The sequence below is a fragment of the Synechococcus sp. R55.2 genome, assembly GCF_047462075.1.
Lineage (GTDB): Bacteria > Cyanobacteriota > Cyanobacteriia > Thermostichales > Thermostichaceae > Thermostichus.
In genome coordinates this window covers 1-3,922 of the sequence record NZ_JANSIH010000319.1, presented here as the reverse complement: position 1 = coordinate 3,922, position 3,922 = coordinate 1, and the positions used below count along the sequence as shown (strand labels likewise).

Here is a 3,922-nt window from a genome sequence, read left to right as displayed (position 1 = left end):
AGTAGTTCGTGGCTTTTGGTGAGACAGGGTGATCTGGAAGGGATCCCCTTTGCGGCGATAGGGGCGGCGGGATCCCGGCGGATGCACGATTAGGGTGTAGGTGCCGCTGAGGTGATGGCCTTCCAGGGTTTCTCCTGAGGCCAACAGCAAGGGTTCACGGCGATCCTGGCGGATTTTCACATCCTGCAATTGCAGGCGGGCTGCTAGCTGGTCACTGCCCACCAAGGATCCCACCGGCCCGGACACATGAGCGATCTGATAGGCAAGGGCCTGCTGCACAATCGGCTTTGGCGGTCTAGGGCCGCAGCCGGCCAGCAGCCCCACCAGCACAATAGCCACAAGGCTAATCGTGCCCCGCAGAACCGATCCCCTACAACTCCACCCCAGTTTTGGCATCGCTTCCCCTGAGGCCATCAGACGGTAACTAAGGTGGGGTGTTGCTTCAGGTATTCCGTATTCACGCCGGACTCGCGGGTGAGAGCCACCAGGCCGGTACGGGCGATCTCACGGATGCCAAAGCTGGTCAACATCTTGATGATGGCCACCATTTTGCCGGGATCCCCGGTTACCTCGAGAGTCAAAGACTCCTCCGCCACATCCACAATCCGGGCGCGAAACATTTGGGCCACATCCATAATGGCGGAGCGGGTATCGGGGCTGGCATTGACCTTGACCAGCATCAGCTCCCGTTCCACGCAGGGAACATGGGTGATATCGGTAACTTTCAGCACGTCGATGAGCTTGTAGAGCTGCTTCGTCATCTGCTCCACATCGTGTTCATCTCCCTGCACCACCATGGTGATGCGAGAGATCCCCGGTCGTTCGGTGGGGCCAACGGTGAGGCTGTCGATGTTAAAGCCGCGACGGGCAAACATCCCCGCAATGCGGGTTAAAACGCCAGGCTGATCCTGCACGAGGGCGCTGAGGGTGTGTTTCACGGCAACCAGAGGATAGAGAAAAAGCTGAGAAGAGGTTGGGGAAGCACCTGGGAATAACAATACCCTGAGGAAATTTTACGCCAACTTTGCCGGAATGTTTTTCGCATTGCTCCGGTCGGAGCACAGCTGCAGAGCCGGCGCCCTAGAGAAAGACAGCGCAGCCGTTAACTCTCCAAAGACCCGCGCGTAACCCCCAATTGGCTGTGTAGCTTCAGCTCCTGCCACAGTTGGGATCCGCTGAGTTGACCTTGTAGGAGTTGCTGATAGCGGTGCAGGGTTTGTTGGATCTCGGCGGGGGATTCATGCAAAAATTCGATGCGCAGATAGCGCAGGCCCAAGGCCAATAATTTCGGCACATATTCTGCCCCCGTTTGGGCCTTGCCGTTGTAGAGGGTATTCCGACAGCCGGCATCGGCCTTCAAAATGTGCTCGACATTGGCCCTGTCCCTCAGCTTCACCTCGTGTTTTTCACATGGGCGACCACAATTGGTGTAATCCGTTCCGCTGGATAAAAAGGCGCAAAAGACGCAGTGCTCCATGTGGAACAGGGGCATATGTTGATGAAGGGTAACCTCATACCTATGGGCGGGGCCGGCTTGCAGCAGGGATCCCAGTTGCTCATGGTTGAGGTCATAGGAAGCCGTCAGGCGCTCCAGGTTGTAACGGGTTTTGAGATAGTAGGCTGTGATGGGATTGGCCACATTCAAGGAAAAATCCCCAATGCAGCGCTGCCCGGCAAAGAAACGGAGATGATCGTAATTTCTCACCAAGTAGCCATCGGCCCCAGCGGCCAACACTTGCTTTAGGATCCAGGTTTCTCCCGGCTTGGTGATGCGGGGCGGAGCGACCCACAGTTCCACCTCGGGATGGGCGGCTTTGGTTGTGCGGATCACCTCCCGATAGCGGCGGGGATCCTCAAACTCCAGATAGATCTGCCTAATACCGCTGGCTATCGCCGCCGGCAGTTGCGCCGGATCCCGCACCAACACCACCAACTGCGGGGATCCCCTTTCGGGCTCCTCCTGAGAAGGCACCAGATCTTGCCAGCGAGCTTCGGGATTGAGTTGCCAGCGCGGGGGCTGAGCTCGCAGAGCTTGTAGGCGTTCCACCGCTTGTCGGCGCATCTGGTTGAGCAGGCTCACCGGCAGCATTACCTCCCCCTGCAAGGCATTGTGCAGGGATCCCAACTTGAAGGGAGTGGAGCCCAAACGGCCCAGTTGCTGTCGCAGTTTTTCGGTGGTGAGGGGTTGGCGGTGGGCAGCTTCCAGGGGCAGCGGCGAATCCACCTGCACCGTATGGCCTTGCTCATCCCGCAGGATCAGCGTCAGCGGGGATCCCACTTGGCCGTGAACCTCCATGTGGACAGGCCGCTGAAAGCGGGGGTGATCCCCGGCGTAGCTTTGGCGCAGGCGCTTTTCCAGTTCCGGGTCGCTGGTCTTCCAGAGGCGATCCCCCACCCGCAGACGTTTGAGATCAATGACCCCCTCTCCGAAGCTGAGCCAGGCCAGCCCCTGCTTCTCTTGCACCCGGTAAACTCGCCCCCCCTGCTCCGGCAACTCCGGCTGCCCCTGGTCAAACACCACGCCATCCCCGGCTTTGAGGGGTGCCTCCAGCCGGATCACCACCTGATCCTGTTGGATCCCCACCACCTGCCCCAGGTAAACCCCCCGTTTCTTGCCAAACCGCGCGTGCACCAGCTCCTGGTTGTTGATGCCCCGCAGCCAGCCCGTATAAAGCCCGCGAGAAAAGCTCATCTCCAGCTCGTAGCGTTCCTGCTGCGAAGGCTGCCACGGCTGCCCCGCTCCCAGCGCATCCAACGCCTGCCGATACACCCGCGTTACATTGGCTACATATTCTGGGGATTTCAGTCGGCCCTCAATTTTCAGACAGCGGATTCCCAGCTTCACCAGCTCCGGCAGCACCTCCAGCCCGGCCAAATCTTGAGGGCTGAGCAGATACCGCTTTTCGCCTAAGTCGCGGCGGATCCCATCTACCACCAGCTCATAGGGCATGCGGCAGGCTTGAGCACATTCGCCTCGGTTGGCCGAACGCCCCCCCAGCGCCTCGCTGGTCAGACATTGCCCCGAGTAGGCCACACACAACGCCCCATGCACGAAGACCTCCAGAGATAGAGGGGATCCCTTCTCTTCCAGATAGGCCCGGATCTGGGCGATTTCCCGCAGGGAACATTCCCGCGCCAGCACCACCACCTCACAGCCCAGCTCGGCGGCAAACTCCGCTCCCACTCCGCTGGTAATGGTCATTTGCGTAGAAGCGTGGATGGGAAAGTCGGGAGAAAGATGCCGGATCAGGCGGGCTATGCCGATATCCTGCACAATCACCGCATCCACCCCCGCCGCGATCATCGAGCGGAGGTATCCCTCGGCTTCCGTCAGCTCCCTTGGAAAAACCAGGGTATTTAAAGTAACATAGCCCCGTACCCCCCGCCGGTGCAGCCAGGCCATCAGTTCCGGCAAATCCGCTTCCGTAAAATTGCGGGCACGCATCCGGGCGTTGAAGCGCTCCAGCCCAAAATAGATGGCATCGGCCCCGTTTTCCACCGCCGCCTTGGCACACTCCCAATCCCCTGCCGGAGCCAGCAGTAGGGGCAGCTCAGCGGCACAACGACTCGTCTCTACGGGGCTCATCCCAGAAGCACTCATCGAGAAGCACTTTACTGTAGATGAATGAAGATGAAGAGGAAGAAGCCAAGGGATCCTTAACCCATTCAAACGCAAAAGACCTGAAAGACGGAACCGCTCCAACGCGGAAGCGTCGCGCAGCGCGAGCAGTAAACCCAGGACTCCGTACGTGCCTATTCTGCCGGCTGTTGGCAACTCCTTGATGCTGGAAAACCGTCAGTCTCTGAGGGCTTGCACCACTGGGGAGCCAGCTCTCGGCTAGCGCTTGCAGAGCCGATATACAGGCAAAGTGAAATGAAAGCTGCTGCCTTTGACCAAAGACTGACACATATACACATCTGA

2 protein-coding genes and 1 pseudogene are annotated in these 3,922 nt (G+C 59.1%); all 3 read right to left on the bottom strand.

The features are described 5' to 3' along the window. Positions 1–339, bottom strand: a pseudogene (locus NW838_RS10175) (hypothetical protein); the annotation flags it as partial. 74 nt (positions 340–413) lie between these two features. Next, positions 414–938, bottom strand: a complete 525-nt coding sequence (gene ilvN / locus NW838_RS10170) for an acetolactate synthase small subunit (protein WP_011432604.1) — start codon at positions 936–938, stop codon at positions 414–416. Positions 939–1,102: 164 nt separating this feature from the next. Continuing rightward, on the bottom strand, positions 1,103–3,601 hold the full coding sequence (locus tag NW838_RS10165; protein ID WP_414427977.1) for a DUF3656 domain-containing U32 family peptidase: 2,499 nt from the start codon (positions 3,599–3,601) through the stop codon (positions 1,103–1,105). Positions 3,602–3,922: the final 321 nt, after the last annotated feature.

What these genes read in the sequence shown, in the direction of transcription:
- NW838_RS10165 (WP_414427977.1), bottom strand. Translation starts at nt 3,601, where the DNA reads ATGAGTGCTTCTGGGATGAGCCCCGTAGAGACGAGTCGTTGTGCCGCT.